The organism is Rhodococcus sp. 7Tela_A2 (genome assembly GCF_049311045.1).
Taxonomy (GTDB): domain Bacteria; phylum Actinomycetota; class Actinomycetes; order Mycobacteriales; family Mycobacteriaceae; genus Rhodococcus.
Map to the genome: position 1 here is coordinate 21,486 of NZ_JAXION010000019.1, position 25,625 is coordinate 47,110.

Consider the following 25,625-nt stretch of genomic DNA (forward strand, 5'->3'; position numbering starts at 1 on the left):
AGGCCCGGTCAGCGCACGGTCCGGGCCTCGAGAAACGGCTCGATGACGGAGAGAACCTCCGGTAGCGCCGCCACCGTCGTCGCGTGGTCGAACCCACGCAGCACGGCCAGACGCGCGCCCGGGATCGAGCGCGATATCGCGCGGGTGTCGTCCACGCGCATGTGGTCCTCGGACCCGGCGACCGCGATCGTCGGAACATCGAGTGCCGCGAGGGCCTCGTCGTCGATCCCGGGCTCGAGGTCGGAGCGCCGGAAGTACGCGGCCAGCGCGAGTGGGTCGTTCGCGAGGAACGCCGCCCGCGTGGCCGCGTCCACCGGTTCCTGCCGCTGTCGTTCCCACTCGCGGACGAAACCCTCCATGCCGTCGCGCTCGAGCACGTCGACGCAGCCGCGAAAGAACATCGCGTCCATCGCCCCGCGCTGTGGTCGTGCGCTGCCGCCGAGCAGGACCAGGCCGGCGACCCGGTCCGGAGCGGCCAGGGCCAGCGCCAGCCCCGCCCTCGCGCCGAACGAGTACCCGACGTAGTCCACGCGCTCGACGTCCGCGGCGTCGAGCACGGCCAGCAGATCACCGACGATGCGATCCATCGCGTACGCGTCGGGCTCGTGCGGGGTGTCGCTGCGGCCGTGTCCACGCAGGTCCGGAAGGATCAGGCGGTACCGGTCGCCGAGCGCGCGCACGTAGCCGAAACCTCGCCACACCGAGGAGGACAGCGCGCTCCCGTGCACGAGCATCACGTCGGGAGCGTTCTTCTCGTCCGAGCCGGCAATGGAGTACGAGAGACGGATTCCGTCGGCGGGGTTGGTCGTGACACTCATGTGCCCAGTGTGACCGACCGGGTGATCCCGATGTCGTCGAGGAACCGCTTGTCGTGCGAGACGACCACGAGTGCGCCCGCGAATCCGTGCAGCGCCTGCGTCAGATGATCGAGGCTCGGCAGATCCAGGTTGTTGGTCGGCTCGTCGAGCAGCAGCAGGCGGGGCGGCGGATCTGCCGCGAGGACGATCGCGAATGCGGCCCGCAGCCGTTCTCCGCCCGACAGCGCACCGACCGGCACGTCGCCGTCGCTGCCCCGGAACAGGAACCGGGCCAGTCGCGCCCTGATCTCCTGTGGCGGCAGATGAGGCGCCCGCTGTTCTGCGTTCTCCACCACCGACAGCGTGTCGTCGAAGATGTCGAGTCGCTGGGGGAGCAGCGCGAACGGCACAAGAGGGCCGGCCTCGACGATGCGGTCGAGCAGTGTCGTCTTGCCGGAACCGTTGGGGCCGCCGAGAGCGATACGTTCCGGTCCGACGATCTCGAGTGGCCCTTCCGCCACGCGACTACCCGGATGCACGGTGGTTTCCGGAAGGTCGACACGAATCTCCCGGTCGTCGCGCACGGCGTCCTGCGCGTGTGCGAGGTGCGCTCGCGCGGAGTCGAGATTCGCCTCGTGTTCACGGCGGTACCGTCCCGCCGATTCCTGAGCCTGCCGTTTACGCGCACCCATGACGATCTTCGGTTCGCGTTTCTGCTCGAACATCTTGCGTCCGTACCGTTGTCGTTGCGCGAGGGTCGCCTGCGCGGTTGCGAGATCTCGGGTTTGACGCCGGACGTCGTTGCGCGCGTCGCGCACGGCGGCACGTGCCGCCTCCTGTTCCGCAGCGACGATCTGCTCGTATTCGCTGTATCCGCAACCGAACAGCCGGAGTTGCCCGTCGCGGAGTTCGGCGATCGTGTCCATCCGGTCGAGGAGGTCGCGGTCGTGACCGGCGACGACGACGGTGCCGGCGAAACGGTCGAGGGCCTCGTGCAGTCGCGCGCGTCCCTCCGCGTCGAGATTGTTGGTGGGTTCGTCGAGCAACAGCACGTCCGGTTCGTCGAGCAACCGTGCAGTGAAGGCGAGCAGCATCGTTTCTCCCCCGGAGAGGCCACCCACGGTGCGGTCGAAGTCGCCTTCGTCGTGCACGATTCGTTCCAGACCGAGCCGGTGCACGAGTGCGAGGGCGCGCTCCTCGATGTCCCAGCGGTCGCCCACGATGCCGAAATCGCCGGCGTCTCCGACGCCGGATTCGATTCGCCGCAGGGCCCTTCGAATCTCGTCCAACCCGAGTACCGCCGCGACGGTTACCGACGGATCGAGCGTGACGTCCTGCTGGAGAAAGGCGACTCGGCCCCGGACGGTCAGCGCACCGCTCCGCGGCCGGAGGTGCCCGGCGACGAGACGGAGAAGTGTGCTTTTCCCGGTTCCGTTGCGCCCGACGAGACCGGTGCGCCCGAGTGTGAAAGCCGCGTCGAGTTTCTCGAAGACGCGGGTGCCGTCGGGATGGTCGTACGTGAGGCCGGACAGCGTGATGCCCGAGAGGGAAGACATGAGTGCTCCTGAAAGGTGGATCGATCGCGGGTGTGCCGCGTGGTCGACAACCACTACCGGAGCAACGCAGTTCTCCACTCGTTCGGTGACAGGGCCGAGTACCACAGTAGGTCGTGTGACGACGGTCGTGCAACCGAATATCGACACCCACCCCGACGCTCCCGGCGGCGCGCACTGTCCGGCACATCGTCGAGAATTTGGGCATGATCGACGTCGTGCGTATTCGACGGCAGTGGGTTTCTGCAGGCGTGGCACCGGTCCTCGTGCTCGTGACAGCCGGATGCGGCTTGTTGGGGCCGGACCAGCCCGAGACGGTGGCCGCGGAGTTCGCATCCGCGCTCGACGCGGGCGATGTGCAGGCAGCGGCCGCGCTCACCACCGACCCGCAGGCCGCGGCCGCCGCGATCACCGGCATGTTCGACGGCCTCGGCACCAGCGATCCGGTGGTCGGCGTTGCGGGCACGGGCGACGGCAACACCTTCGACCTCGATGTCTCGTGGAATTTCGGGGAGGGACGCGACTGGGCGTACCGGACGACGGGGTCGGCTGTGGAGGACTCCGACTCGTGGAGAGTGCGCTGGGATCCGGCTGTGCTCTCCCCGGAACTCGCGGACGGGGCAGCAGTGCGTCTGGTGACCACCGCGGGTGCGCCGCCGACGATCTACGACCGGGCGGGCGGCACCCTGTTCAGCGAGCAGGTCGTCACGCTGGTAAATCTCGATGCGAACGCCGACCCCGCGGCGGTCGCACCGCTGCTCGCGCCCGTTGCCCCGACGATCACCGCAGAGTCTCTCGCCGCCGATCGGGCGAAAGCGCCCGGACAGTCGCTGACCGCGATCTCGCTGCGCGAGGACGACCTGGTTCCGATCGAACAGCAGCTGACCGCCCTGCCCGGCGTCACGCTCGTTCCGCAATCGAGATTGCTGGTCGCAGACCGGGCGCTGGCCTCGCCGGTGTGGTCCGGCCTCGTGGAGTTGTGGGAACAGGGACAGGCCGAATCCGCGGGGTGGGTGGTCCAGCGGGTCGAGCCGGACGGGACCGCGCAGCAGGTGGCCGGCGAGACAGGGCCCGAGGCGCCCGACCTGTCCACCACGATCGATCCGCAATTGCAGATCGGGGCGGAAGCTGCGCTCGCCTCCCTCGACACTCCCGCGGTGATCGTCGGCATCGAGCCCTCGACGGGCGCCGTGCGCACGATCGCGCAGAACGCCGCCGCCGACCGCGAAGGTCCGGTCGCGCTCACCGGCCTGTATCCGCCGGGCTCGACCTTCAAGGTCGTCACCACCTCGGCCGCGCTTCAGGCCGGCCTCGCGGATCCGGACACGGTCCTGCCGTGTCCCGGAGTGGCGACGATCGAGGACCGCACGATCCCGAACGACGAGAGCTTCGATCTGGGGGCGGTGCCGTTGCACACAGCGTTCGCGTTCTCGTGCAACACCACGATGGGACAGCTCGCCGTGAACCTGCCTCCGACCGCACTGACGGACGCGGCTCGCCAGTTCGGGCTCGGCGCCGACTATGTCACGCCCGGACTTGTGACCGTCACCGGATCGGTACCGGAAACGGACACTCCCGCAGCCCTCGTCGAATCGGCGATCGGACAGGGACAGGTCACCGCGACACCCTTCGGTATGGCCCTCGTCGCGGCGGCCGTGGCGAACGGGAGCGCTCCGCTGCCGGTACTCGTCGAGGGGCGTGCGACGACCGTGGATGAGGAAATCGCTCCGGCACCGGCCGAAGTGACCGCTGCGCTGCGAACCATGATGCGCGAGACGATAACCGGCGGTACAGCGAGTATGTTGCGAGACATCCCCGATCTGACGGGTAAGACCGGGACCGCAGAGTACGGTGAAAACGACGGGGCGCACGGATGGTTCATCGGATCACGCGATAATCTGGCCTTCGCAGTGTTCGTGGCAGGGGCGAACGGTTCGGCTCCCGCAGTCGAAGCCGCCGGCAGGTGGTTGAGGGGGTAATCGGACGTGTGGCGTAATTGTGATTCGTTCGTAGGCACGCCGTGCTTGTTCCTCCTGTGGCTGAAGTGAAGGTTGGTTGTCATGGGATTTCGTGAGTGGCGGCGCAGGGGGCGGATGCGCGTGCTCGCCCTCACAGCGGTCGTCGTTCTGGTTGTCGCCGTGGCGGTCACTGCCTTCGTGGTCAACGGCTCACGGACCGACGCGCGTGGCCTGGTCGACGATTTCGTCGCCGCTCTCGACGCCCGTGACCCTGCCTCAGCGGCCTCGCTCACGTCGTACCCGAGCGCAGCAGAAAGCACCATCGGGCAGATGTTCGACGGCCTGTCCGACGGCACGGTCGACTACGAGGTCTCGCAGTTCGTCGAACTGAACAGTGAGTCCGGGTATTTCACGCTCTCCGCCGCCTGGAATTTCGGCGAGGGCATGGACTGGGGCTACCAGGTCGACGGTGCGGTCAGGAAACTCGGCGTGGGCTGGCGAGTGTCGTGGGACCCGGACATCATCGTGCCCGACCTCGGCGGCGGACGAACCGTTCACCACGTCCGCACCGACGCCGCGCCCCCGAAGATCTTCGACCGCACGGGCCGCCTCCTCATGGAGGAACAGACGATCAACGCCGTCGTGCTCGATCCCGCCGCCATGCCCGACCCCGGCGCGACCACGACCCGGCTGGCCGAGGTGCTCGCACCTGTCGCGCCGGTCATCACCGCGCAACTGATGCAGGACCGGCTCGCGAACGACCCCGGCAACCGGATCACCGCCGTCAAACTGCGGGACCAGGACTATCAGTTCCTCGGGAGCGACATCGAGTCGATCCCCGGTGTCGAAGTGATCCAGACTCCCACGCTGATCAGTGCCGATCGACGGATCTCCACGCCGTTGCTCGATACGCTGCGCTCGGCGTGGCAACTCGAACGCGACCGTACCGCGGGTTGGGCGGTCACGCTCGAAGATCCCGAGGAAGGTCCGATCCAGGTTGCGGGCTTCCAGGGGCCGCCGCCCCCGGACCTCAATGCCATGGTGGACTCGAAGGTGCAGCTTGCCGCGAAGGAAGCGGTGGTCACCACGGGAACGCCCACCGCGCTCGTCGCGATCCAGCCGTCCACGGGCGGCGTCCTCGCCGCCGACGTGAACAACTGGGCGATGGAACTCGGTCCGGTCGCGACCCACGGCATGTACCCGGCCGGAGGCACGCTCGACCCGGTCCGGTTGGCCGCCGGACTCGACAAGGGCATCGACGGCGCCGATGTGAGCTCGGAAGATCTCGCAGAGACGGCCCGCCGGCTGGGACTCGGCCTCGACGTCACCGTGCCCGGCTTCGATTTCGAGACCAGCCAGATCGGCAATACGCGATCCGGAGTGGTGCAGTTCGCCGGATCCGGCAACGACGACGCGCTGATCAGCCCCCTCGGGGCAGCTGTTCTGGCCGCATCCGTTGCGCGCGGCGAGGCTGTGGCGCCGTCGATCGTGCAGGGTCAGCCCGCGACGATCAACGACCCGGTCGACGCGTTGCCCCCGCACGTCGTCGACGCGCTGCGCGGCATGATGGCCGACAACGTACAGAAGGGACCAGCGTCCTTCCTGCGTAAGCACGCGGGACTGTCGGGAGTCGCCGCCGCGAGCGGGGACGACCGGTGGTTCTACGGCTACAGCGGCGATATCGCGTTCGCGGTATTCGTCGCCGACGCCGACGGGGGAGACCGGGCGATCAAGGTCGCGGATACATTCCTCAGCAAACTCGCGCAGCCGGACGAGGCTTTCTGACCTCGCCCGGCGACCGTCCCGGCGGAACGCCCGTCCGGGCGACCGGGGGCGGCAGGCGGTAGGTTCGGCGATCGTGACGGTTCTGGAACTGCTGCTGCTCGTGGTTGCGGGTTTCTTCGCGGGAGTGGTCGGATTCGTCACGGGGCTCGCATCATTGGTGTCGTATCCGGCACTGCTCGCCGTCGGGTTGCCGCCGGTCGCGGCGAACGTGACGAACACGGTCGCGATGGTCGGCGTCGGCGTCGGAGCGCTCACCAACTCCGTTCGTGAAGTCGTCGATACCGGGCCGCGGGTGTGGAGGTGGACGGCCTACGCCGCGTTGGGCGGCGCCATCGGAGCCGGGGTGCTGCTCGTCGCACCGGCCGGTTCGTTCGAGGCGGTCGTGCCGTATCTGGTGGCACTCGCCTCTCTCGCATTGCTGCTTCAGCCCCGTATCCGCGCTTTGGCGCGCGGCCGCGACCTGCCGCGTGCGTACGCCGCTGCGTTGTTCGTCGTGGCCGTGTACGGCGGCTACTTCGGTGCGGGCGCCGGCGTCATGATTCTGGCCGTGACCTTGATCTGCACGTCCGAGAGCATATGGCGGGCCAGCATCCTCAAGAGTTATCTGCTGGGTACCGCGAACCTCGTCGCCGCGATCGGATTCGCCGTGTTCGGGCCGGTGCACTGGCCGGCGGCCCTCGCGATGGCTCTCGGCGCGTTCGCCGGCGGCTGGTGCGGACCCCCACTGGTCGCGCGGATCCCGCCGACCGCGCTTCGCGTAGGTGTCGCGACGGCAGGATTCGGTCTCGCCGCGTGGCTCGCGCTCACGTGAACCGCGTCCGTGGCAACGCGGCGAGACCTCCGGGCGGCACTCAGTTCACGCCGTGCATCAGCTTCTTGATCCAGGGCGAACCCACGGCAAGGGCAACGCCGACCGCGATCGAGGCGCCGCCGATCCACAGGTAGTACGGCACTTCGTTGGTCTCGTCGTAGAAACCCGCCAGCGTGCCGGCCATCGCGCTGCCGAGGGCGACCGACAGATAGAACAACGCGACCATCTGTGTATGGAAGCTCTTCGGGGCGAGCTTCGTGGTCAGCGACAGGCCGACCGGCGACAGCAGCAACTCGGCAAAGGTGAAGAGCAGCAGGATGCCGACCAGGCCGAGCAGCGGGGCGCTGTTGGCACCGCCACCCGCCATCGGGATGAAGCACAGGAACGCGATGCCCATGATGATCGTGCCGGCAGCGAACTTGATCGGCGACGACGGCTGGCGCGGCCCGAGCTTGGTCCACACAGCCGCGAAGACACCGGCGAACGCGATGATGAACACCGGGTTGATGGACTGCACCCACGAGGGCGGGAACTCCCACCCGAACAGGTCGCGGTTCAGGCGGGTATCGGCGTACACCGCGACCATCGTGAACTGCTGCTGGAACAGCGACCAGAACACGGCGCTCGCCACGAACATCGGGATGAAGGACAGCACCCGGCTGCGTTCGACCGAGGTGATGTTCTTGCTCGAGAGGATGACCACGAAGTAGGTGATTGCCGCGATGACCGTCAGGGTGACGACGATGTCGGACAGACTGTTCGCGGAGATGATGCCGGTGGAGGCGAGGATCACGACCAGAACGAGCGCGGCCAGTGCGATTCCGCCGACACGCATCCGGCTTTCCGCCGGCAACGGGTTCGGCGGAACCTTGCCGATGTCACCGAGGTGCTTGCGGTAGAGCGTGTACTGCAACAGGCCGAGGAACATGCCGATCGCGGCGAGTCCGAATCCCCAGTGGAACCCGTACCGGACCTGCAGGAACCCCGTGAGCAGCGGACCGACGAGGGCGCCGATGTTGATGCCCATGTAGAAGATGGAGAATCCGGCGTCGCGGCGCTGGTCCTTCTCGTCGTAGAGGTCACCGACGATCGAGGTTGCGGTCGCTTTGAGTCCGCCACTGCCCACGGCCACGAGGATGAGGCCCACGCCGACACCGATGAAGCCCGGCAGCAGCGCGAGCGCGATGTGGCCGAACATGATCAGGATCGCGCTGTAGAACAGTGTCCGTTCGGAGCCGAGGAGACGGTCGGCGATCCATCCCCCGAGGATCGTCGACAGATAGACCGTGCCGCCGTACGCGCCGACGATCGAGGTTGCGGCGGCATTGCTGATCCCCAGACCACCCTCGGCAACCGAGTAGTACAGGTAGTAGATGAGGATGCCCTGCATGCCGTAGAAGGAGAATCGCTCCCACATCTCGACGCCGAACAGGTTGGCCAGCGCCAGAGGCTGGCCGAAAAACCTCGTATCGGATCGCGACTCCGGCACTGAAGCGGTGTCAGTCATATATCCACTGTTTCACCGTGGGACACCCTCGAGCCAATCGATCTCGAAAAATCACACAGTGGTTGTTCTCACGCGACCCGAGAATCGGACCGTCGGACCACACGGGCGAGAAGTCGCCAGCCGATCAGAGTCACGCCGAGGAAGCCGGTGGCGACGAGAATGAAGGCGGTGGCGGTTCCCTGACCGGTCGCCGCGCGGAGCAGCATGCCGCCGACAAGCGTGCTCACCCAGACGAGAAGGCCGGTGGGTGCTGCGGCGAACGCGTCGAACTTGTCGCGGTAGAGCCACGCGACGAGGAACCAGCCGACGGTCAGCCCGCCGAGGAACGGCCACGCGGTGCGTGCCAGGCCGACGAGATCGAGGACTTCTTCGTGGCTGGATCGGCCGAGGGCTGCGAACACGAGGATCAGGACCACGTCGGCAACCAGCGCGGGGGCGTACTTTTTCACGGCTTCAGGGTAGCGCCGTGGCGAACGTGTCCGAATGCACCGACGGGCGCCCCACCGTGCGGCGGGGCGCCCCTGGGCGTTGGCGCGGGAGATGTCGGGGGGATCAGGCCTGCAGGCCGGCCTCGATCTCGAGGTGGAGAGTGATCTTGTCGCCGACGACGGCGCCGCCGCCCTCGAGCGGCATGTCGATGGAGATGCCGAAGTCCTTGCGGTTGATCACGGTCGTGGCGTCGAACCCGGCGACCGGGCCGTTGCCCATTCCGGCGTTGACGCCGTTGTACTCGAGGCGCAGCTCGACCGGCTTGGTGACGCCGCGGAGCGTGAAGTCGCCGTCGACGATGTAGTCGTCGCCGTCCGCGCGGACACCGGTGGAGACGAAGGTCGCGACGGGGAACTGCTCGGCGTCGAAGAAGTCGGCCGACCGGATGTGGGCGTCGCGATCGGCGTTCTTGGTGCTGATCGACGCGACGTCGATGTCGGCGCGAACCGATGCGGTGCCGTCCTCGGCGACGGTGATCGCGCCGGAGAAGCTCTCGAAGCTTCCGCGCACCTTGCTCACCATGAGGTGCCGGACGGTGAAGCCGACGTTGGAGTGGACCGGATCGAGGGCCCAGATCCCTGTGGTGAGGCCGGGAAAGGTGGTGGTGGCGGTCGTCATCGCGTTGTCTCCTCGTAGATTATTGAAACTTCAACTTGATGCGACAACCATGACACGACTTTGTTGCGCGCGCAACTACTTGGTGGCGCAGATCACAGAAGGTCGGTGTTGTCCGAGGTGTCTGCGGGCTTACGCCGCCGCGCGACGGCGCTGCGATCCTGTTCCTCACGTTCGGCGGCAGGGTCGATGTCCTCACCCGCGTTGCCCCCGCGGTACATCGCCGCGATCGTGCCCCAGCCGGTGAGCGCGACGAAACCGAAACTCACCGCGCGGTACACGAACACCGCGGCCAGCGACTGGGGAGCGGTCAGACCCGCCGCGGTGAGCGTGGCGATCAGAGTTCCGTCGACGAACCCCAGCCCGCCGGGCGCCAACGGCACGCTGCCCACCGCCTTGGCAGCGGCGAACGCGATGCACAGACCTGCGAGCGACGGGGAACCTCCCACCGCCCAGCACGCGAGACCGAGGCATGCGACATCGAAGACCCGGTGCACGGCCGACCACGCGATCGCCGCGACTGCGTCGCGTCGCGCGAGTTCGACGGCCTCGAGTTGGGCGAGCACCCGATCGAAGAGGCCGAAGCCGGTATCCGCGGGCTTTCCGGACACCCTGTTGACACGGGTGAGCACCCAGGTGCCGGCTGCCTCGATCGACGACGGGTTACGGGCGACATACCGCAGCCCGTAGAACATGGCGATGAGGCCCGCCAGCGACAGGACCAGCGTCACCGGACTGATCCGCGTGCCCACCGCGAACGCTCCCGCGACCCCGACGGAGGCCAGCGTGGCCGCCGCGATGACGCCGGATACCGCGAGCTGCCAGGACGCCACCACGGGGGTCGCGCCCCACTTGCGGGTCTGCCTGTAGGTGAACGCGGTCGAGAACACCGGGCCTGCCGGCAGCGTGACCGCCATGGCGGTACTGCCGTAGATCACCGATGCCGAGCGGAAGTGACCTACTCGCACACCGCCGGCGTGCAACAGCTGCTGCTGGACTCCCGCGAAACCGCTCAGGGAGATCATCTGAGCGGCGACACACGCTGCGAACCAGCCCCAGTGGATGCCGGTGAGCGCTTTCCAGGAATCGCTCATCGTGGGCCACAGGTAGATGGCTTCGGCGGTGAGCAACGCGATCAGAGCCGCCGCGACCAGCCATTTGATCCACAGGAAACGGCCCCGGCGCGGTGTGGCGTCGGGGCCAGAGAGGTCGTCCTGCGGCTGCGCCACGCCATTCACCGTAACCGACGCAGGTATGTAGGTGCCGCAATTAGCGTCCGCCCGTGACGTACCTCCCTGTGCTAACCCACCCGATCCGCGGAGTCGTCACCCGGACGCGGCCCGCTCGGATAATGGACGGGCGAGGCGAGCTGCGTGACCCTGCGCCGCCCGCGAAGCTGCACCTCGTCGCCGAGTTCCCAGTGCCCACGCTCGTCGTCGTCGGCGAAATAGAGTGCGCTCGACGACGCAAGAACGCGGCTCGGACGGAGCTTGGCCAGTTCCGTCAGGCGCGACGCCTCGTTGACCGGGTCGCCGATGACGGTGTATTCGAAGCGTTCGGCCGCGCCGATGTTTCCTGCCACCGCGAGTCCGGCCGAGACACCGATACCGACGTCGAGACCGGTGATGTCGTCGAGCGCGAAGCGCAGTTCGCGTGCTGCACCCAGCGCAGCGGTGGGTGCATCGGGCCGGTCGAGCGGCGCCCCGAAAATCACCAGGGCGGCGTCGCCCATGAACTTGTTGACGAAGCCGTGGTGCCGATCGACGACCTCCACCACGACGCGGAAGAACTCGTTGAGGAGATCGACGACCTCGTTGGGAGGACGCTCGGCCGCGGTGGCGGTCGACCCCACCATGTCCACGAACAGCACGGCCACGTAGCGGGTCTCACCGCCGAGTTCGGTGCCGTACTGCAGTGCCCGCCGGGCCACGTCTTCACCGACGTGCTGACCGAACAACTCGCGGAGCCGGCGGCGCTCGTCGGCCTCCGCCATCATCCGGTTGAAGCCCACTTGCAGGCGTCCGATCTCGCTGCCGTCGAACACCTCCACCTGCACGGCCGACGCGCCGCGCTGCACGCGTTCGATCGCCCAGCGCAACTGCTTGATCGGGTCGGAGATCTGCGCCGAGGTCAGCAACGACAGCACGAGGGCCAGCAGGATGGACGTGACCGCAAGCGCGAGTACCGCGTAGGCGAGTGCGTCGGACGAGAACGCGGAGTCGGTGGTGATCTGGGTGACGCACAGCAGGACGATCCCCGCGACGGGCATCAAGGTGCCCAGTCCCCACGTCATCGCGAGACGGGTGCCGACGCCCGGAGCCATGGTGCGATCGAAGTTGCCTTCGCTCAGTGCACGGGCCGCGACGGGGCGCAGAATCCGCTCGCCGAGCATGTAGGTGAACCCGAACGTGCTCGTCGCGGCCATCGCCACGGTGATCGCGACCGCGACGGCGAGGGAAGGCGTCTCCCCGGCGGTGAGGAACACGAACAAGACGCCGCCGAGCAACCACAGTCCGAGGTGCACGATCGCCTGACGCAACGGCGCGTGCAGTGCCGCCATCTGCTCGGACCGGGTGGGCGGGCCACCGCGGAGTTGCCAGCGCACCACCGAACGAAGCATCAGCGCCGCAGCGGTGAGACTCACGATGCCGGCGAAGACGAGGTACACCGCGAACACGGTGAAGTTCTGAACCCGGTCGACGGTGTCGAAGTCGTCGTCCGCGAACGGAACGCCGTACCGCACGAACGCGAACACCAGCATGGCGCCGAACAGGTTGGAGGCGCCCATCGAGGCCATATAGAGCGGCCAGCGACTACGCAGTGTCGCGGCGACGGCTCGATAGGACCTCAGCACGACTTCAGATCAAACCACTGTATGGACGGTCACAGCGCGTCGTGGTCACCTTCGGCACCACGGAGAGGTGAGAAGTCGCTCGGCGCGGCGGCACTTGCGGTTCCGCGATCCGGCAGGAGGCCGCGCGCTTCCGGTCGGGACGAAGAGTGTCACAGATCCTATTCTGTACGTATGGACCCGAAGGATCTGCGCGTTTCGGACGCCGAACGCGAACATGTGGGCGAGCTTCTCCAGCGAGCCGTAGGACAGGGAATGCTCTCGCTCGGCGAGTTCACCGAACGGATGGACACCGTCCTGGCAGCGAAAACGCGTGGTGATCTCAATCAGGTTCTCGTGGACCTGCCCGGCATCCAGATGCGGCCCGAGTACCTCCCGCAGGCCGCACCGGCGTTCCTGCCCCAGCAGCAGGCGACCGCCGCCGCCCCCGCGTACCCGGCGACCGGGCCCGGTGGTCCGCTCGTGCTCAAGGGACGTTTGTCGTCCCTGACCCGCAAGGGCCGGTGGGAGGTCGCGCCGGTTCTCCGGCTCGATACGTTCGCGTCGTCGGTCAACCTGGACTTCACCGAGGCGGTGATGCAGACGCAGGTCGTGCGAATCGAGGTGAACGACTCGTTCAGTTCGATTTCGATCCTGCTGCCCGCCGAAGCCACCGCCGATATCAACGGTGTCGAAACCGTCGCGTCGAGCGCCACCACGAAAGTGCGCGGCGGCGCGCCGTTCGGCCCGTTGCACGTCGTCGTGGTCGGGAAGATCTTCTGCGGCAACCTCAACGTCACGCACCCGTTCGGCATGCGGCTGCGCAAGTTCATCAACGGCGCGTAGGACCCGCGCGCACCCGCCGTTCCGTCCGTCCGGCTCAGGGCTGCTGCCGGCGCGCGATCAGTTCACTCACACTGATCGACCCGCCGGTGTCGGTGCCGTGCCGCCGACGGTGCGGATCGTTCGGATCGTCCGCGTGGTCGGGCTCCGAATCGGTGGGCGCCTCGGGCGACCGTTCCGTGGCACCGTTCCGTGGCACCGGCCGCTGAGGTGACTGCTGCGAATACTGGCCGGGTTGCGGGCGCTGCTGCGGGTTCGGCGGCTGCTGCGGGTACTGCCCCGCCTGCGGACGCGGTCGGGGCTGCGGGTGCTGTCCCGCCGGTGGGCGCGGTCCGCCCTGCGGCTGCTGTCCCGCCGGTGGGCGCGGTTCGGCCTGCGGAAACAGCCCCGCCGGTGGGCGCGGTTCGGCCTGCGGGAACAACCCCGCCGGGGGGCGGGAACCCGGCTCCGGCCGCGGACCGGCTTGCGGCCGCGGTCCGGTTTCCGGCGGGCGATGCGCGTGCTGCCCCGACCCGGGAGCAGCTCGGCGCAGCTGCGACAGCCAGCTCTCGATCGCCTGCGGATCGCGTGCCCGCCCGGCACCCGTCGACGGCTCTCCCTCCTGTCGCGTTCCCTCGGTACCACCGTTCACCGGCGGGTTGCCGGCCGGGTCCGGGTTCGTGGCGGACGGCCGCACGAAGTTCTGCGGCAGCGGCGGGGGAACGTCGCCCCGTCGGCGTCTGGGGAGCGGGGGCATGGCCGCCGTGGGCGGCTGGGACGCTGCCGTAGGCCGGCCCTGCGGCGGCTGTGCCTGCGCCGGATCGGCGGGTGGCGCGTCTGCGCCCCGTCGCTGCGGCATCGGCGGAAGCTGATCCGGAACCTGGCCCTGGGGCGCCCCGGGGCGCCGGGGGGGCCGCGGCGGACCCCGGCGTTCGTCGCCCGCACCGGCCGGACCCTGCGGCCGACGCTGCGGCGGCAGTTGCTGCGGGGAGCCGTGGCCCGGAGCCGCCGGCTCACCTGCGCGCGGCATCGGACGGCCGTCGACAGCCCGGTGACGTGGGTCGCCTGCCCGCTGCTGATCCGGACGTGGCCGCTGGGCCGGGGGACGGGGAACCGGACGCCCGGGACCCTGGCGACGCGGCTGCGGCGTGAGATCGCGGAACTTGCGCTGCTCGGACGCCGGTCGCGGCGCCGCGATCTTGGGCAGCGGCTGAGTGAGGTCGGTTGCGTCGCCGAACATCCCTGCCGGGAAACGATGTGAACCGGTGGCCGAGACGGTCGCGGGACCGAACATGCCGACCGTGATGAGTTCGGGCACGTCCTCGGGCATCAGTTCGTCGGCGAGAATCGGTTCGGCGAGGCCGGCCTTCTCCTGGATCCGCTTCATCCACGCAGGTGCCCACCAGCAGTCGTCGCCGAGCAACTTCATCACTGCCGGTACGAGGAACATACGGATGACCGTCGCGTCGATGACGAGAGCGGCGATCATGCCGTAGGCGATGTACTTCATCATCACCAGTTCCGAGAACGCGAACGCACCGGTGACCACGATCAGGATCAGCGCGGCGGCGGTGATGATGCGGCCGGTGTGCGACGTGCCCACGCGAATGGATTCGGTGGTGCTCGCGCCCTGTGCCCGGGCTTCGACCATCCGGGAGAGCAAGAAGACTTCGTAGTCGGTCGACAGCCCGTACACGATCGCGATGATCAGCACGAGCACCGGAGACATGATCGGTCCCGGCGTGAAATTGAGTAGCTCTGCGCCGTTGCCGTTGATGAAGATCCAGGTGAGGATGCCCAGCGTCGAGCCGAGACCCAACGCGCTCATGAGGACGGCCTTGATCGGCAACACCAGCGATCCGAAGGCGAGGAACATGAGAATGATCGTCAGCGACACCACGACCAGCACCATCAACGGCAGCGTGTCGAGGAGCGCGGCGATCGAATCCTGCTCGATGGCCGGCGTACCGCCGACGAGCACTTCGACGCCCTCTGGCCACTCCGCGGAATGCAGGTAGTCGATGGTCGGAGCGGTCTCGTTGCGGTCCGTCAGACCGGCCTTCAAGACGCGCACGCCGTCCTTGGCCGGGCCCGTGATCGTGAAGTCCTCGACGAGACCCGGCGCGGCGTTCGCCGTCTCCATGATCTTGTTCAGGTCGCCGCCCTGGGCACCCTGGATCACCAGTCGCACGGGTTCGGCACGCTGTCCCGGGAACAACTCGTCGAACTGTTCCTGCGCGACGCGGGTCGGGTGGTCGGGCGGCAGGTAGGTCTCGTTGATGCCGCCGAACTTGATGCCGGTCAGCGGCGTGATGAGCAGCAACAGGCCGATGACCGTCGGGATGGTCACCTTCATCGGATTGAGCATGACCCAGCGGGTGAGCCGCCCGATGTAACTGTTCTCGACCTGTTCGTTCGACTGGATCTGGCCGAACTTCTTCATGCCGAACTTGTCGATGCGCTTGCCGAGGATGCCGAGAATGGCGGGCAGCACCGTCACCGACAGCAAGGCGGCGAGAGAAATCGCAGCGATCGCGCCGTAGGAGACGGATTTGAGGAAGCCCTGCGGGAAGAGGAGCAGGCCGCCGAGGCTGGTGACCACCATCGTCGCGGAGAAGATAACGGTGCGCCCGGCCGTCATGACGGTGCGCCGGACGGCCGCGGGGGTGTCGTAGCCCTCGGCCAGTTCTTCTCGGAAACGGGACACCATGAACAGGCCGTAGTCGATCGCCAGACCCAGTCCGATCAGCGAGACGACGGGCGCGACGAACGAGTTGACCTCGGTGAAATTGGTGATCAGCCGCACGACGCCGTTTGCGGCGACGATCGTCAGACCACCGGTGATCAGCGGCAGCGCTGCCGCGATGACGCCACCGAACACGAAGAACAGGAGGATGCCGACGGCCGGGATCGCCAGGATCTCCATGCGCTTGATGTCGTTGGCCATCGTGTCGTTGAGCGCGCCGGAGATGGGCTGCAGACCGGCGAGCTGGACGTCGACACCGTCGATGTAGAACTTGTCCTTGATGTCGCGGAAGTTCCCGGTCAGCTCCGTGTCGTTCGCGCCGGCGATGGCGACCGACGCGAGGGCGTGCTGACGTGACTCGTCGGCCAGGCTCGGCAGCGACGGCGCGGTCTCGGTGGGCCAGTACGCACCGTTGATCTTGAGAATGTGTTCGGGATTTTCGGAAACCAGAGCGTTGAGGTTGTCGGTGACCTTCGCGGCGAACTCCGGGTCGTCGACGGTCTTGCCCTCGGGCGCCGTGTACAGAACCAGCACGTCACCGTTGGTGTCGCGGCCGAACGTGCCGTCTGCCAGCTTCGCCGCGGCGACGGACTGTGAGCCGGGATCGTCCCAGCCGCTCTGGCTGAGATGGTCGTTCAGGCTCAGTCCGTACCCGGCGAGCCCGAGCAGCGCCGCCACCATCACCGCAATGACGGTGAAGCGCGCGCGATAGACGAGCGTTCCCCAACGGTCGAACACTAGATCTCCTATTCGGCGACGCTCTTGCGCCCCACGAGGAGGGCGGACAGCGGTCGGAACGGCTGCAGCCAGGCTCCTTCGTCGGGCAGCGATTCCAGGCTGACGCGGGGCAGCGGTTCACGGAACACCCCGGGGATGTCCTCGAGATCGACGAAGTCGAGGATCTCGGACGTGACCGCCCAGCTGGCGTGCTCGCGGAAACCCAGCACCTGCACCGCGATGCCCGCAGCTGCGAGCTCTTCGAGAGGTTCGCGGAACGCCTGCCCGTCCGCCGACGCCACCATGACGCCGGCAAGGCCGCCACGCCGACGCAACTCGATGTGCTCGAGCATATCGGAGTCGACGTCGCTGTCCTCGTCGATCTTGGGCTTGGCGAACACCGCGAAGCCCACATTGCGCAGGGCTTCCACCCACGGGCGCACCACGTCGGCGCTGCCCGGGGCGATGTTGGTGAAGACCGTCGCCTCGGGTTCGAGCGCAGTACCGGTCCGGCGGGACAGATCGGCGGTGCGGCCGAGAAGCCAGCGGCCGAGTGCGTCGAACCGGGGACGGTATGCGGCGGTGGGCCGGCCGCCGAGGATGGCGCCGAGACCCATATCGAGGTTGGGAGCATCCCACACGAGAAGGACACGACCGGGCTGGTCGCTGCCGCCGACAGGCCCGCTGTCGATGGCGGTGGGGTCGGTCGTATCGGACAGCTCTTCGTGGACGCTCATGCTCCGATCTTCCCCCAGACCATTTCGGCGATGGTGCTGCCCACCTGGTGGGCCTTCCCCTCGAACTTGGTCACGGGTCGCTCGAGGCTGATCGGCGACTCCCCCGACAGGGGCTTCAGCAGCGGCTCGGCGTCTCCGGTTTCCCGGATCGCTTCGGCGTATTCGGCGTGGTCGGTGGCGACATGCAGCACACCGCCGGGCACGAGGCGATCGGCGATCAGGGAGAAGGTGGGGGCCTGCAGCAGCCGGCGCTTGTGGTGCCGGGCCTTGGGCCACGGGTCCGGAAAGAAGACCCGCACCCCGGTCAGCGATCCGGGAGCAACCATCTTCTCGAGCACCTCCACGGCGTCGCCGCGCAGGATGCGCAGGTTCGTGACCGGGGAGTCGGTGTCGAGGGTGCGCTCGATGCGCTGCAGTGTCTGGGCGAGGCCGGGCCGGTAGACCTCGACGGCGATCAGATTCACGTCGGGTTCGGCCCGCGCCATCGAGACGGCGGCGGTTCCCGTTCCGGATCCGATCTCGAGCACCACGGGTGCCGAACGCCCGAACCACGCGTCGATGTCGAGCTGGTCGTCGCCGACGTCCCGGCCGAGCTGGGGCCAGAGCCGGTCCCACGTCAGCTGCTGGGGTTCGGTCAACGCTCCCCGTCGGGACCGGAAGCTCGTCACCCTCGGGTAGAGGCGATTCCCGCGGGTGGGCTGCTCGTCGAGCAGCTCGGTCGTGTCTTGATCGGCGTCGTTCACCCGACCATTGTCACGTATCCGGCGAGTGGGTGGCAGGAGTGACGGAAGGGACCACAGTGTTTTCTCAGGCTTGCACCGGGATTTTCAGGGTCTGAGCCTCGTTTACCCGGGATTTTGCACAGTTTTCCGGCCCGCGGTCGCTTTTCTTCCCACCGAGATCCCCTCACATTCTCAGAATTGCGTCGAGTGTTACCCCTGCACGGCAGGGTGTCTTCTGACACAATCCGCGCCGACGATCGGGGGATGTCGATGACGGAGGACCTCTGGCACCGGCTCGCAGGAGACGTGGAGCGCGTCGACAGCGTCGCCGGCCGCGCTCTGCACGCCGTGGTGCGCGACCGCGCCGCACCGCTACGGATGCAGGTTGCCGGACGAGTCGGCACCGGATTCCGGTCCGTGCGGGACGCCGTCCGGGCCTCGGCCGGTGCCGACGGCACCGTCGAGGTCGAGAGTGTGGCCGTCGACGTGCCGGACACAGCCGATCCCGTGTTCGACGGGGACGTCGTCGTCTACGCCGTGCCGGTCCGGCTCGATCCCGCGTCCGTGCATCCCGCCGACCGGTCCGCTCTGTCTCACATCGACGCACGACGTGTCGTCGTGGTGGTCGTCGGCGGCACGGTCGAACATGTCGATCCGGTCGCCGCGACACTCGGCCTCGGGGCGTTCGCCGTCGGTGATCCCGCGCTCACCGACGCGATTGCCGCACGACTGGCCGCGGCCTCTCGTCTCCGCGACGAGCACCTTGTGCGGATGGTCGCGGGGATCGCCGCCACACCCGCCGCCCGCGACCTGATCGAGGCGGCACTCGACGCGGCGAACCTCTCGCGCCGGGTCTCATGACGACCGGTGCCGACGATGTGGTGCGCCGCTGGAACCCTCGGGGCTGGGCGCGGCTCCACGAACCTTCGTCGCGGGCCGTGCGCGTCGTGGGTCTCGCGGGGTCGGGAGTCGGAGCACTGTGCGGTGAACTCGGCCGGCTCGGCGGTGTGGACGTGGTCCGCGACGGGCCGGCGTCGGTGGTGCTGGTGGTGTTCGACGCGTCGGCGGTGATCGGTCGCACCGAACTGGAGATGATCGCCGACGCCGCCGCCGACGCGACCGAGGTGGTGTGCGCCCTGACCGGTACGGACCGGTATCCGGGGTGGCGCACGGTGCGCGACCGCGATGTCGCCCTGTTGCACCGGCACGCGACGTACCTCCCGCGCGTCACCGTCCTCCCGGTGTCGGCGGAGATGTCGCGCCGCGCACGGGAGGTCGGCGGCGACGCGGGTTCGGTGCTGTTGCTGGAAACCGGAATCGTCGAGCTACGCGATGTGCTCGCCGCAGCGGTCGATTCCGCGAGCGACCCGCGACGTGCGCGCGGAGCTGTCGTGTCGCAGACCCGCCGCATGATCTACGACGAGGTGGACGCGCTGCGTGCCGGTGACGACACAGCCGGTCTCCGCGCCGAGCGGCAACGACTGGCGCTGACACCCATGCCCGCGGCCCCACCGGACCTCCAGCGCGCGCGGGTCGAACTACTCCAGGACGTCGCAAAGGAGATCCGGGGAGTGGCCGCGTCGATCCGTGATGTGCTCGACGACACCGGACGGCCCGCCGACGACGTGGCCGGTGCACTGGACGCACACCTCGAGGGAGTGCGCGCCCGCCTCGCCGCCGCTCTCGCCTCACGGGCCGGCGCGGCGCTGCACGACAGCGACGGAAGACCGCCCGAGTGGACACGTTCACCGCTGCCGGAGCCCGCGCGCACCTTCGAGGACCGGCTGACACTGGTCGTCGGCGCATCGGCCGGTGCGGGCCTCGGGCGGCTGCTCGTCACCCCGTTCGGTGAGATCCCCGGCGTGGCGGTGGTGGCCGTCGCACTCGGCGGTGCAGTCCCGGCGGGATGGTGGCTCGTTCACGCGCGGCGCCGGATCGCGCACCGCGAACGCGTGCGGCGCTGGGTCGGTGAAGAGCTGGCGACCGCCCGTGCCGACCTCGAGGCATGGGTGCGCGCGTGCACTTACGAGGTGGAGTCACGCGTCCTTTCGGCGGCTCGGAGCGCACACGACGCACAGACGAGCCGACGGCGGGAACGCGTCTCCGCGCTCGACGAGGAGATAGGACGGCTCACCGGCGAAAGGCGCGCGCGAATTGCGGCGTGCGAGCGGGACCTCGCGGCGCTCGGGCAGCCCAGGGAACCGGGAGGGCGTCCGGTGCGTCGAACCGATCGAACGGCGAATCGGCCGGGAGCGACCGTGCCAGGGATGGGGGATCGATCGGATGATGGAAACGTTTCCGGGTGACGACAGCCCGAGTGGGCCGAGGACCGACGTGTTCGACCCGGTGGCCGCGTCCGTCTGGGCAGACGGAACTGAACCCGCCGCGGATCTGGACGGGGACGGAATCTACGACACGGTGATCTTCGGCAGCGAGGTGTTCGACAGCGGCCTGTCCGCAGGTGGAGCTCTGATCGTCGCCACCGATACCGACCTCGACGGGCACACCGACAGGCTCACCGCTGTGGAGGACAACGGCGACTACGGCGTGTGGGAGTTACACCGCGACCTCGACGGAACAACACGCTGGACACGCGTCGACCACGGTAATCTGGAACGCGATGTGGATCACGAAAACGGTGGCGAGTGAGCGCCACCGTCTGTACGAGGGGGTAGGTGAAGGTATTCTGCGCGCTCTCTGAATCGTTCATGTGACATTTCCGACCGGCCCCGAGTGTTACCGGTAGGACATCCACAGTTAGCCTCTACGAATAGGACTTCCGGCGCCCGCTTCGCCGTCCGGCCACGGATGAAGCTGGTGGTACCCCTGCCGAGAGGGGAAAAGCCCGGGTCTGCCACTGTCCCTGCGTCATCGGCGCAGGTCGGGGGAGGGATCCGGTTCCGGGCACACCCCAGGAGAGTTTGATGACCTCAGCGACCATTCCCGGTTTGAACGGTACCGACGACAAGCTCCCGACCCAGCATGCCGAGCTGCTTGCCTGGGTCCAGGAGGTTGCCGAGCTCACCCAGCCCGATCGCGTCGTGTGGGCCGACGGATCCGACGAGGAATGGGACCGGCTGACCGCTCAACTGGTCGAGGCGGGAACGTTCACTCGTCTCAACGACGAGAAGAAGCCGAACTCGTTCCTCGCCAACTCCGACCCGTCGGATGTGGCGCGTGTCGAGTCCCGCACCTACATCTGCACCGAGGACGAGATCGGCGCTGGCCCCACGAACAACTGGATGGCGCCGGACGAGATGCGCGGCCTCATGACGGAGCTGTACCGCGGCTGCATGCGCGGACGCACGCTCTTCGTGGTGCCCTTCTGCATGGGTCCGCTCGGTGCCGACGACCCGAAGCTCGGCGTCGAGCTCACGGACTCGGAGTACGTCGTCGTCTCCATGCGGATCATGACCCGCATGGGCACCGCCGCCCTCGAGAAGCTGGGCACCGACCGTCCCTTCGTGAAGGCGCTGCACTCCGTCGGTGCGCCCCTCGAAGCCGGACAGCAGGATGTCGCGTGGCCGTGCAACGACACGAAGTACATCACCCACTTCCCGGAAACCCGCGAGATCTGGAGCTTCGGTTCCGGCTACGGCGGCAATGCGCTCCTCGGTAAGAAGTGCTACTCGCTGCGCATCGCGTCGGCCATGGCCCACGACGAGGGCTGGCTCGCCGAGCACATGCTCATCCTCAAGTTGATCTCCCCCGAGAACAAGCCTTACTACGTGGCCGCGGCCTTCCCGTCGGCATGCGGTAAGACCAACCTCGCGATGATCCAGCCGACCATTCCGGGCTGGCGTGCCGAGACCCTCGGCGACGACATCGCCTGGATGCGCTTCGGCGAAGACGGCCGCCTCTACGCGGTGAACCCCGAGTTCGGTTTCTTCGGTGTCGCACCGGGTACGAGCGCCGACTCCAACCCCAACGCGATGGCCACCATCGAGGCCGGCAACACCATCTACACCAACGTTGCCAAGACCGACGACGGCGACATCTGGTGGGAGGGCATCGGCGGCGAGACCCCGTCGCACCTGACCGACTGGCTCGGCAACGACTGGACCCCCGAGTCCGGCACCAAGGCCGCGCACCCGAACTCGCGGTACTGCACTCCGATGTCGCAGTGCCCGATCCTCGCCCCGGAGTGGGACGACCCGCAGGGTGTGCCGATCTCCGCGATCCTGTTCGGTGGACGTCGCAAGACGACCGTTCCGCTGGTGAGCGAGTCCTTCGACTGGCAGCACGGCACCTTCCTCGGCGCGACCCTGTCGTCGGAGCAGACCGCTGCCGCCGAAGGCACGGTCGGAACCGTCCGCCGCGACCCGATGGCGATGCTGCCGTTCCTCGGCTACAACGCCGGTGATTACCTGAACCACTGGATCAACCTGGGTAAGAACGCCGACGAGACCAAGCTCCCGAAGATCTTCTACGTGAACTGGTTCCGTCGCGGCGAAGACGGCCGCTTCCTGTGGCCCGGTTTCGGCGAGAACTCGCGCGTCCTGAAGTGGATCGTGGACCGTATCGAGCACAAGGCCGACGCGCAGTCCACACCGATCGGGTACGTGCCGACCGCCGCCGACCTGACCCTCGACGGACTCGACGTCGAGACCGCCGATGTCGACGAGGCACTGAAGGTCGACGTCGAAGAGTGGAAGCAGGAACTGCCCCTCATCGAGGAGTGGTTCGAGTTCCTCGGCGAGAAGGTGCCGTCGGGTATCCGTGACGAGTTCGAGGCACTGAAGCAGCGCCTCGGCTGAGTCGCTTCCCCCAGAAGACAGTTCACGCCGGATGCCGCGTGAGATAGGGTGGCCCCCTCTCAAGCGGCCACCCGGGTTGCGGGCCGGGATCAGGCGTCTTGCGTGGCAGACCACTCGTCGAGCCGGCGCTTGGCTTCGGCGGGAGACACGTCTTCCACCCGCGTCATGATCGCCCAGCGGTGGCCGAAAGGATCGAGGATCGACGCGAACCGGTCTCCGGTGACGAACGTCGACGGTTCTTCGAACACGCGGGCGCCGAGTTCGACCGCCCGGGCGAACGTGGCATCGACGTCGGAGCAGTACAGGACGTAGGAGTGGTCGACCTGCTCGGTGCCGTCGGGTGCGCGCAGGCCCATCTCGGGATGCGGGTCGCTCAGTTGCAGCCGCCCGTGGCCGAAGTCGAGCTCCGCATGCAGCACGGTCCCGTCGGGACCGTCCATACGGTCGACGAGCACCGCGCCGAAGGTGTCGCGGTAGTAGTCGATGGCGCGTGCTCCGTCCTCCACGACAAGGAACGGGGTCAGCGTGGTGTAGCCGTCCGGAATCGGTTTCATCGCCTTGGTCATGCACGCCAGTGTCGACTCGAGCGCCACGCGAGTATTGAACGAACCCGACGGGCACTCGTACTGCTCGCCGACTGCGGGTCAGGGCTTGCCGCGTTTCGGCGTCTGCTCGGCGACACCGTGCCGCAGCGGTGTGTTGTCGTCGGGTGAGCTCGACGGGTCCACCGGCGACCCACCCGAGGCGCCGTCGACAGGTGGCGCGTGGGAAGGGTCGCCGCCTGTCGGCTCGGCACCGCCGGCGAGCTCGTCGAGCCGGGCGGTGAGCACCTCGAGGAAGTTCGGACGGTTCTGGTTGCCGCGCTCGTAATCGACGAGTGCCTGCAGTTGATCCTCGGTCAGCGCCCGGATGCGCGGAGCAAGTGTGCCGGGCGCGAGTTGGTCGTAATCGGGGACGGGAAGTTGCTGATCGGTCATGTTGCTGCTGTACCCGTGTGCGGGCGGGCAAACCGTCCGGAACGGCTCACGTCGACGGACAGTGCAGGACGACGTACTTGCCCTTCGGGAATAATGCCGACTAGCGGATACGTTCGTACTTCGATGGGACCTCCGCGTCCGCATGCGGCGACGGAATGGTGCAATAGACCACAAGCTAGATCGATACGGCCGCAGCAGTGGCCACGAGGAGGACTCCACAATGGGGATCTACAACAATGTGACCGAGCTGGTCGGCCGCACGCCGATCGTGCGCCTGAACCGGCTGACCGAGGACGCCGGTGCGACCGTCGCCGCGAAGCTGGAGTTCTACAACCCGGCGAACAGCGTCAAGGACCGCATCGGTGTCGCGATCATCGACGCTGCCGAGCAGTCGGGTGAGCTCGCGCCCGGCGGCACGATCGTCGAGGGTACGTCCGGCAACACGGGTATCGCGCTCGCCATGGTGGGCGCTGCGCGCGGCTACAACGTCATCCTGACGATGCCGGAGACGATGTCGACCGAGCGTCGCGTCATGCTCCGCGCCTACGGAGCGCAGATCGTGCTCACCCCGGGTTCCGAGGGCATGAAGGGTGCGGTCGCCAAGGCCGAGGAGATCGTGGCGAACACGGAGAACGCGATCCTCGCGCGCCAGTTCGGCAACCCCGCCAACCCGGCGATCCACGAGCGCACCACCGGTGAAGAGGTCTGGAACGACACCGACGGCGCCGTCGACATCTTCGTCGCGGGCATCGGTACCGGCGGCACCCTCACGGGCGTCGGCCGCACCCTCAAGGCGCGCAAGCCCGACGTGAAGATCGTCGGTGTCGAGCCCGCCGATTCGCCGATCCTCACCGGCGGTGAGCCCGGACCGCACAAGATCCAGGGCATCGGCGCGAACTTCGTGCCCGACGTTCTCGATCGCGAGATCTACGACGAGATCATCGACGTCAAGTTCAACGACGCCATCGACGTCGCCCGCCGTCTGGGCACCGAGGAAGGCATCCTCGGCGGCATCTCGGCCGGTGCCAACGTGTGGGCTGCACTCGAGATCGCGAAGCGCCCGGAGAACGCCGGCAAGCTGATCGTCGTCGTCGTGCCCGACTTCGGCGAGCGCTACATCTCCACCCCGCTGTTCGAGCACATCCGGGACTGATTCCGTGCTCGGTATTCTCCGCACCGTTCGTGAAGATCTGCAGGCTGCGCGCGGACAGGACCCGGCCGCGCGCAGCAACGCGGAGAACGCAATCGTCTATTCCGGCCTGCACGCGATCTGGTCGCACCGGATCGCCCACAAGATGTGGGCTGTGCCTGCCCTGCGCGGCCCCGCTCGGGTTCTCGCGCAGTTCACCCGGTTTCTCACCGGCATCGAGATCCACCCGGGGGCGACGATCGGGCGACGCTTCTTCATCGATCACGGGATGGGCGTCGTCATCGGTGAGACGGCGGAGATCGGCGACGACGTCATGCTGTACCACGGCGTGACGCTCGGGGGTCGGGCGCTCGTCAAGCGCAAGCGCCACCCAACGCTGGGTAACCGCGTGACTGTCGGAGCCGGGGCGAAGATCCTCGGACCCGTCGTCATCGGGGACGACAGTGCGGTCGGCGCGAACGCCGTCGTCACGCACGACGTGCCGCCCGATTCCGTCGCGACCGGCATTCCGGCGACCGTGCGGTCGCGGCGGCAGCACGAGCCGCTCGTCGATCCGACGACGTTCATCGATCCCGCGATGTACATCTGACTGCTGCTTCGGTTTCCGCTGAAGCGAGAAGGGGGGCACCCGGTCTTCCGACCGAGTGCCACC

22 protein-coding genes are annotated in these 25,625 nt (G+C 67.9%); 10 read left to right on the forward strand and 12 right to left on the reverse strand.

Annotated features, from left to right (window positions below; translation table 11 throughout):
* Positions 1-8: 8 nt before the first annotated feature.
* Positions 9-818, reverse strand: a complete 810-nt coding sequence (locus TVH25_RS05825) for an alpha/beta fold hydrolase (protein ID WP_422423565.1) — start codon at positions 816-818, stop codon at positions 9-11.
* Positions 815-2,353: an ABC-F family ATP-binding cassette domain-containing protein gene (locus TVH25_RS05830; protein ID WP_422423566.1), complete on the reverse strand. Its 1,539-nt coding sequence runs from the start codon at positions 2,351-2,353 to the stop codon at positions 815-817. The genes TVH25_RS05825 and TVH25_RS05830 overlap by 4 nt, the downstream gene beginning before the upstream one ends.
* 203 nt (positions 2,354-2,556) lie before the next feature.
* Between TVH25_RS05830 and TVH25_RS05835 the strand changes: the two genes are divergently transcribed.
* The 3 genes from TVH25_RS05835 to TVH25_RS05845 all read left to right on the forward strand — a co-directional run bounded on the left by TVH25_RS05835 (position 2,557) and on the right by TVH25_RS05845 (position 6,904).
* Positions 2,557-4,329, forward strand: a complete 1,773-nt coding sequence (locus TVH25_RS05835; RefSeq protein ID WP_422423567.1) for a penicillin-binding transpeptidase domain-containing protein — start codon at positions 2,557-2,559, stop codon at positions 4,327-4,329.
* 114 nt (positions 4,330-4,443) lie between these two features.
* Entirely contained in the window at positions 4,444-6,093 is a 1,650-nt protein-coding gene (locus TVH25_RS05840) for an NTF2-like N-terminal transpeptidase domain-containing protein (RefSeq protein ID WP_422423575.1), read from the forward strand.
* A gap of 73 nt (positions 6,094-6,166) precedes the next feature.
* A complete protein-coding gene (locus TVH25_RS05845; protein WP_296550737.1) occupies positions 6,167-6,904 on the forward strand; it encodes a sulfite exporter TauE/SafE family protein in 738 nt (245 codons plus the stop codon).
* Positions 6,905-6,944: 40 nt separating this feature from the next.
* On the opposite strand, the gene TVH25_RS05850 is transcribed toward TVH25_RS05845, so the two are convergent.
* The 5 genes from TVH25_RS05850 to TVH25_RS05870 form a co-directional block, all read right to left on the reverse strand.
* On the reverse strand, positions 6,945-8,411 hold the full coding sequence (locus tag TVH25_RS05850) for a peptide MFS transporter (protein WP_169651483.1): 1,467 nt from the start codon (positions 8,409-8,411) through the stop codon (positions 6,945-6,947).
* Between the two features lie 68 nt (positions 8,412-8,479).
* Entirely contained in the window at positions 8,480-8,860 is a 381-nt protein-coding gene (locus TVH25_RS05855) for a DUF3054 family protein (protein ID WP_169622122.1), read from the reverse strand.
* Positions 8,861-8,963: 103 nt separating this feature from the next.
* A complete protein-coding gene (locus TVH25_RS05860; protein WP_169622123.1) occupies positions 8,964-9,518 on the reverse strand; it encodes a YceI family protein in 555 nt (184 codons plus the stop codon).
* A gap of 92 nt (positions 9,519-9,610) precedes the next feature.
* Positions 9,611-10,744, reverse strand: coding sequence for a lysylphosphatidylglycerol synthase transmembrane domain-containing protein (locus tag TVH25_RS05865; RefSeq protein ID WP_378528207.1), 1,134 nt, complete (start codon positions 10,742-10,744; stop codon positions 9,611-9,613).
* A 71-nt stretch (positions 10,745-10,815) separates the two neighbouring features.
* Positions 10,816-12,312 carry an adenylate/guanylate cyclase domain-containing protein gene (locus TVH25_RS05870; protein ID WP_169622199.1) on the reverse strand — a complete coding sequence of 499 codons (1,497 nt, stop codon included), beginning with the start codon at positions 12,310-12,312 and terminating at the stop codon, positions 10,816-10,818.
* A gap of 228 nt (positions 12,313-12,540) precedes the next feature.
* Between TVH25_RS05870 and TVH25_RS05875 the strand changes: the two genes are divergently transcribed.
* Positions 12,541-13,191 carry a DUF1707 SHOCT-like domain-containing protein gene (locus TVH25_RS05875; RefSeq protein WP_169622125.1) on the forward strand — a complete coding sequence of 217 codons (651 nt, stop codon included), beginning with the start codon at positions 12,541-12,543 and terminating at the stop codon, positions 13,189-13,191.
* Between the two features lie 34 nt (positions 13,192-13,225).
* Here TVH25_RS05875 and TVH25_RS05880 read toward each other — a convergent pair whose 3' ends face one another.
* The 3 genes from TVH25_RS05880 to trmB are packed head-to-tail and all read right to left on the reverse strand — an operon-like array spanning position 13,226 to position 18,146.
* Positions 13,226-16,651: an MMPL family transporter gene (locus TVH25_RS05880; protein WP_422423569.1), complete on the reverse strand. Its 3,426-nt coding sequence runs from the start codon at positions 16,649-16,651 to the stop codon at positions 13,226-13,228.
* Positions 16,652-16,659: 8 nt separating this feature from the next.
* Positions 16,660-17,367, reverse strand: a complete 708-nt coding sequence (locus TVH25_RS05885; protein ID WP_296550741.1) for an NYN domain-containing protein — start codon at positions 17,365-17,367, stop codon at positions 16,660-16,662.
* Positions 17,364-18,146, reverse strand: a complete 783-nt coding sequence (gene trmB / locus TVH25_RS05890) for a tRNA (guanosine(46)-N7)-methyltransferase TrmB (protein WP_206037209.1) — start codon at positions 18,144-18,146, stop codon at positions 17,364-17,366. The genes TVH25_RS05885 and trmB overlap by 4 nt, the downstream gene beginning before the upstream one ends.
* Before the next feature lie 207 nt (positions 18,147-18,353).
* On the opposite strand from trmB, the gene TVH25_RS05895 reads away from it, so the two are divergent.
* From TVH25_RS05895 to TVH25_RS05910, 4 genes are all read left to right on the forward strand, one after another.
* The gene (locus tag TVH25_RS05895) at positions 18,354-18,950 is read left to right on the forward strand and encodes a hypothetical protein (RefSeq protein ID WP_422423570.1); all 597 of its coding nucleotides are present in this window, start codon (positions 18,354-18,356) and stop codon (positions 18,948-18,950) included.
* A complete protein-coding gene (locus tag TVH25_RS05900) occupies positions 18,947-20,395 on the forward strand; it encodes a hypothetical protein (RefSeq protein WP_422423571.1) in 1,449 nt (482 codons plus the stop codon). The genes TVH25_RS05895 and TVH25_RS05900 overlap by 4 nt, the downstream gene beginning before the upstream one ends.
* A 28-nt stretch (positions 20,396-20,423) precedes the next feature.
* Positions 20,424-20,738 carry a DUF6802 family protein gene (locus TVH25_RS05905; RefSeq protein WP_422423573.1) on the forward strand — a complete coding sequence of 105 codons (315 nt, stop codon included), beginning with the start codon at positions 20,424-20,426 and terminating at the stop codon, positions 20,736-20,738.
* Between the two features lie 275 nt (positions 20,739-21,013).
* Positions 21,014-22,846, forward strand: a complete 1,833-nt coding sequence (locus tag TVH25_RS05910; RefSeq protein ID WP_296550743.1) for a phosphoenolpyruvate carboxykinase (GTP) — start codon at positions 21,014-21,016, stop codon at positions 22,844-22,846.
* An 89-nt stretch (positions 22,847-22,935) separates the two neighbouring features.
* On the opposite strand, the gene TVH25_RS05915 is transcribed toward TVH25_RS05910, so the two are convergent.
* Together TVH25_RS05915 and TVH25_RS05920 are read right to left on the reverse strand one after the other, a co-directional pair.
* Positions 22,936-23,412, reverse strand: a complete 477-nt coding sequence (locus TVH25_RS05915) for a VOC family protein (RefSeq protein WP_169622132.1) — start codon at positions 23,410-23,412, stop codon at positions 22,936-22,938.
* 78 nt (positions 23,413-23,490) lie between these two features.
* Positions 23,491-23,823: a hypothetical protein gene (locus tag TVH25_RS05920; protein ID WP_169622133.1), complete on the reverse strand. Its 333-nt coding sequence runs from the start codon at positions 23,821-23,823 to the stop codon at positions 23,491-23,493.
* Positions 23,824-24,043: 220 nt separating this feature from the next.
* On the opposite strand from TVH25_RS05920, the gene cysK reads away from it, so the two are divergent.
* Positions 24,044-24,976, forward strand: coding sequence for a cysteine synthase A (cysK, locus tag TVH25_RS05925; protein WP_169622134.1), 933 nt, complete (start codon positions 24,044-24,046; stop codon positions 24,974-24,976).
* Positions 24,977-24,980: 4 nt separating this feature from the next.
* On the forward strand, positions 24,981-25,562 hold the full coding sequence (gene epsC, locus TVH25_RS05930) for a serine O-acetyltransferase EpsC (protein ID WP_169622135.1): 582 nt from the start codon (positions 24,981-24,983) through the stop codon (positions 25,560-25,562).
* Positions 25,563-25,625 lie beyond the last annotated feature (63 nt).